This window comes from Thiomonas sp. 13-64-67, from assembly GCF_002282795.1.
GTDB classification, from domain to species: Bacteria; Pseudomonadota; Gammaproteobacteria; order Burkholderiales; family Burkholderiaceae_C; genus Thiomonas; species Thiomonas arsenitoxydans.
Genome location: NZ_NCKP01000096.1, coordinates 1 through 4,405, shown reverse-complemented (window position 1 = coordinate 4,405; position 4,405 = coordinate 1). Strand labels below are relative to the sequence as shown.

The following is a 4,405-nucleotide window of genomic DNA, read 5'->3' as shown; positions in this document are numbered from 1 at the left end:
CAGCGGCGCGACCAGCATGCCCGCCAGGGCCACGGCCGCCCCGCGCCAGCCGAAGAAATGCTGCCCGACCATCAGGGCAAGATTGATCAGGTTGGGCCCGGGAAGCACTTGGCTCAGGCTGAGCATCTCGACGAACTCTCCATTGCTCAACCAGCGTTTGTCTTCCACCAGAATGCGCTGAGCAAACGGCAATACCCCGCCAACCCCCAGCAGGGTGAGGTGGTTGAACACCCAAAACAATTCGGCCTTGTGACGCGGCGACTGATGGGGGGTGGCGGTCGGGCGACTCGGATCGGCCGGTTTGTCCGCAGAGGGTAGGGAAGTCATGGAACGAGGAAGTTAAAGAGAACTCGCCGGGCCGCCACAAAAGTTTCTAGCCCCCTGAGCGCCCCCAGGGCTGGACTGCGCCCAGCCCCCCGTGGGGGCAAGGAAACTTGGGGCGACCCTGCGTTTCCTTGAGAGGGGAGAGTCGAGGGTAGCGAAGGCTTTCGGGACGGGCGCATTTCTCACAATGCGAAATTTGGAAATCGTGATGTGAAAACAGCCTGCTGCAACGCAGACCTGAGGGTTTCACTCAGCAAAAAAATGTTCCGTATTGCAAAAAATATAATTTAAATCATTGATCTATAAAGACATAAAATTATCTCTTATATAAGACACAAGACTATGCTGCGCCGCAAAAGTCAACTACGCTCAGGCATCGAATTTTCATTCACCCGGAGAAGCAAGATGGCAGATCGCAAACAGCAAGTGGCAGCGTTGGAACAGGACTGGGCGCAGAACTCGCGCTGGAAGGGCATCAAGCGCGGTTATGGCGCAGAGGAAGTGGTGCGCCTGCGTGGTTCGGTGATGGTTGAGCATACGCTGGCCCGTCGCGGTGCGGATCGTCTTTGGAAGCAGATGCACGACATGCCGTTCGTCAACGCCCTGGGCGCCTTGACTGGCAACCAGGCCATGCAGCAGGTCAAGGCCGGCCTGCAGGCCATCTACCTGTCGGGCTGGCAAGTGGCGGGTGATGCCAACCTGGCTGGCGAGATGTATCCCGACCAGTCGCTGTATCCGGCCAACTCGGTGCCCAGCGTGGTCAAGCGCATCAACAACACCCTCACCCGAGCCGATCAGATTCAGTGGATGGAAGGCAAGCAGCCCGGTGACGAAGGCTTCATCGACTATTTCGCCCCCATCGTGGCCGATGCCGAAGCCGGTTTCGGCGGCGTGCTCAACGCCTTCGAGCTGATGAAGTCCATGATCGAGGCTGGCGCCGCCGGCGTGCACTTCGAAGACCAGTTGGCCTCGGTGAAGAAATGCGGCCACATGGGCGGCAAGGTGCTGGTGCCGACTCGCGAGGCTGTTGCCAAGCTCGTGGCCGCGCGCCTGGCGGCCGACGTCATGGGCGTGCCGACGGTGCTGGTGGCGCGCACCGACGCCGAAGCGGCCGACCTGATCACCTCCGACGTTGACGATACCGACAAGCCCTTCTGCACCGGCGAGCGCACGGTCGAAGGCTTCTACCGCACCAAGCCCGGCCTGGAGCAGGCCATCTCCCGCGGTCTGGCCTACGCGCCCTATGCCGATCTGGTGTGGTGCGAAACCGGCAAGCCCGACCTGGCCTACGCCAAGGCCTTCGCAGAAGCCATTCATGCCAAGTTCCCCGGCAAGATGCTGGCCTACAACTGCTCGCCGTCCTTCAACTGGAAGAAGAACCTCGACGATGCCACCATCGCCAAGTTCCAGAAGGAATTGGGCGCCATGGGCTACAAATTCCAGTTCATCACCCTGGCCGGTTTCCACGCGCTGAACTATTCGATGTTCAACTTGGCCTACGGCTATGCCCGCAACCAGATGAGCGCCTTCGTCGAGTTGCAAGAGGCCGAGTTCGCCGCAGCGCCCAAGGGCTTCACCGCGGTCAAGCATCAACGCGAGGTCGGTACCGGCTATTTCGACGCCGTCACCACGACGATCGAGAACGAGGCTTCCACCGCCGCGCTCAAGGGTTCGACCGAAGACGAGCAGTTCTTCGACCGCAAAGTGGCCTGAGACTGGAGAAGAGTGGGCCAGGCCGGGTTGGCCTCGGCCCGCCGAGGAGACGCAGCCGCCTCAAGAATGCTTGAGGCGGTTTTTTTTTCCAATGTTGGGGCGTGAATTCTTACTTCACGTCGCCGCAATCGCTGCCCAGGCGCTTGCCGTTCACCTGCATGTCCGATTGAGTCGTTGCGCCGGAGGGGGCGACGCTGGTGATGCTCCATTTCGACTCGAATGTTGCTGGGCCTGTGCGGAAGGTGCCGGTCTGCGTGACCTTGGCCTGCGGCAAATCGCAGTGGAAGGTCCATTGCGTCTCGCCATCGGCCAAGGTGGCTTGCTCACGTGTGCACTGCTTGCCGTCCATCGGCACCACCACGCTCTCCGGTTTTTGCCCCGGTTTGACGCAGATCTTGACATCGCGCTGCATCGGCACGCTCAGGTTCGGATCGACGCGAGTCGTGCCGTGAATCTCCATGCTCCAGAGCCCGGGCTCCATGGGCGCATCTTTGGCGGACGCGGTGGCGCTCAATCCGGCGAAAACCAACATCAAACCCAGGGTGGTATGGCGCATCAAAAGACCTCCAGGGCACAGGGCCCGCAAATCATCAGGAAATGGAAACAGACTCGGTTTGAGCGAGATCGCGGTGCCGGGTTTCACCCAGCCCCAGAACGGCGAGCAGGCTGATGACGGCCGCAACTGAAATGTAGCCGCCTACCCAGCTCAGCCCGCCATGCGCCACCAACACCTGAGCGACATAGGGGGCAAGCGAGGCCCCGAGAATGCCACCGAGGTTGTAGGCCGCGCCCGAGCCGGTGTAGCGCACCGTGGTGGGAAAAATCTCGGGCAGCATCGCGCCCAGCGGCGCATAGGTCATGCCCATGAGAAAGAGGGCGCCGCACAGAAATATTCCTACGCCCGTGGTGGTGGCTGAGCCCTGCAGCGGTGCCAGAGCGAAACCCCAGAGCACCGCGGCCCCGGCTGACGCGACCAAGACGGCGCGTCGCCCCAGGGCGTCGCTGGCCCAGGCCGACAACACGGTGGCCACGGCCATGCAGACGATGGCCAACATCAACCAGGCCTGCAGCGTCGGCTTGGGCAGATGCAAGGTGCCGATGCCATAGCTCAGCACGAACACCGCGCTGATATAGAACAAGGCGTAGCAGACCACGATAGACAACGAGCCGAGTATCAGCGGCTTGAGGTGGCCGCTGAGCAGTTCGGTCAGCGGAACGCGTCGGGGTTGCTTGGCGACTGCCTGGAACAAGGGGGTTTCAGTGAGTTTGAGTCTCGCATACAGGCCAATGAGCACCAGCACGGCGCTGACCAGAAAGGGAATGCGCCAGCCCCAGGCCATGAACTGTTCGTGGCTGAGCAGCAGTCCCAGCAGCAGAAACAGACCGTTGGCCACGAGAAAGCCGATGGAGGGCCCAAGCTGGGGAAACATGCCGAACAGACCGCGGCGATGTTTGGGCGCGTTTTCGGTGGCGAGCAGCGCCGCGCCGCCCCATTCGCCACCGAGCCCCAGCCCCTGGCCGATGCGCAGAATGACCAGCAACCACGGAGCCAGCTCGCCGATGCGGTCATATCCGGGCAGCAGACCGATGAGCGTGGTGCACACGCCCATGGTGAGCAGCGTGGCGACCAAGGTGGACTTGCGGCCGAATCGATCGCCGAAATGTCCGAACAAAAAGGAGCCGACCGGCCGCGCCAGAAACGCGATGCCGAAAGTGGCAAAGGCGTTGAGCGTTTGCGCCGTGGGCGAGGCGCTGGGAAAGAACACCGGCCCGATGACCAGCGCCGCGGCAATGGCGTAAACGTAGAAGTCGTAGAACTCGATGGCCGTGCCGATGAAGCTGGCGATGGCGATATGCGATGTCTTGTTGACCGGGGCGATGGACGCGACTGTCATAGAGTCTCCTCGTGTTTGTTTACGAGCAATCTACCGGAAGGCGCGAATCCGGCATGTTTCAGAATGCAAACAGCGTTACGGAGTTTTTTGCTTGCTGCGTTTTGGCAAAGCCAGCCGCCAGATCGCCGCAGCGCAGGCTGCGATGACGGTCAGCGCCAGCAGCAGCCAGGCCAGATTGAGCCACCAAAGCCCGTCAGCAGAGAGCATGCGCGCAGCACAGCCCAAACCGCAACAATCGGGCAGCAAGGCGCTGGCGTTTACCCAGCCGACGCAGGCGATGGACAGCCCTTGCGAAGCAAGCCCGGCGAGGCCGAGCAGCAGCAGAATCCAGGTAAACCGGGTATTACTCACCAGTCGATAAATAAGTCGACAAGAAGGGGAACTCATGGAGGGTCAGTGCATCTCATGGATATGAAGCGAGATGGACGGACTTTGGACCACAAAACGCTCGAGGCCATCAGGCGCATGGCGGT

Annotated in this window: 5 protein-coding genes; 1 reads left to right on the top strand and 4 read right to left on the bottom strand. The window is 61.3% G+C overall.

What is annotated here, in order from left to right:
• Nucleotides 1–327 (bottom strand): chromate transporter (locus B7X30_RS14870; RefSeq protein WP_286731636.1); only part of this gene is annotated, 327 nt, incomplete at its 3' end.
• A gap of 402 nt (nucleotides 328–729) precedes the next feature.
• On the opposite strand from B7X30_RS14870, the gene aceA reads away from it, so the two are divergent.
• Entirely contained in the window at nucleotides 730–2,037 is a 1,308-nt protein-coding gene (aceA, locus tag B7X30_RS14865; RefSeq protein WP_013105743.1) for an isocitrate lyase, read from the top strand.
• A gap of 109 nt (nucleotides 2,038–2,146) precedes the next feature.
• On the opposite strand, the gene B7X30_RS14860 is transcribed toward aceA, so the two are convergent.
• The 3 genes from B7X30_RS14860 to B7X30_RS14850 form a co-directional block, all read right to left on the bottom strand.
• Entirely contained in the window at nucleotides 2,147–2,593 is a 447-nt protein-coding gene (locus B7X30_RS14860; protein WP_286731633.1) for a DUF3617 domain-containing protein, read from the bottom strand.
• A gap of 34 nt (nucleotides 2,594–2,627) precedes the next feature.
• Nucleotides 2,628–3,932, bottom strand: coding sequence for an MFS transporter (locus tag B7X30_RS14855; protein ID WP_286731631.1), 1,305 nt, complete (start codon nucleotides 3,930–3,932; stop codon nucleotides 2,628–2,630).
• 75 nt (nucleotides 3,933–4,007) lie between these two features.
• Nucleotides 4,008–4,319 carry a hypothetical protein gene (locus B7X30_RS14850; protein ID WP_286731630.1) on the bottom strand — a complete coding sequence of 104 codons (312 nt, stop codon included), beginning with the start codon at nucleotides 4,317–4,319 and terminating at the stop codon, nucleotides 4,008–4,010.
• Between the last annotated feature and the right edge of the window lie 86 nt (nucleotides 4,320–4,405).

Excerpts from the sequence above, each read along its gene's own strand:
- aceA (WP_013105743.1), top strand. The coding sequence starts at position 730 with ATGGCAGATCGCAAACAGCAAGTGGCAGCGTTGGAACAGGACTGGGCG.
- B7X30_RS14860 (WP_286731633.1), bottom strand. The coding sequence starts at position 2,593 with ATGCGCCATACCACCCTGGGTTTGATGTTGGTTTTCGCCGGATTGAGC.
- B7X30_RS14855 (WP_286731631.1), bottom strand. The coding sequence starts at position 3,932 with ATGACAGTCGCGTCCATCGCCCCGGTCAACAAGACATCGCATATCGCC.
- B7X30_RS14850 (WP_286731630.1), bottom strand. The coding sequence starts at position 4,319 with ATGAGTTCCCCTTCTTGTCGACTTATTTATCGACTGGTGAGTAATACC.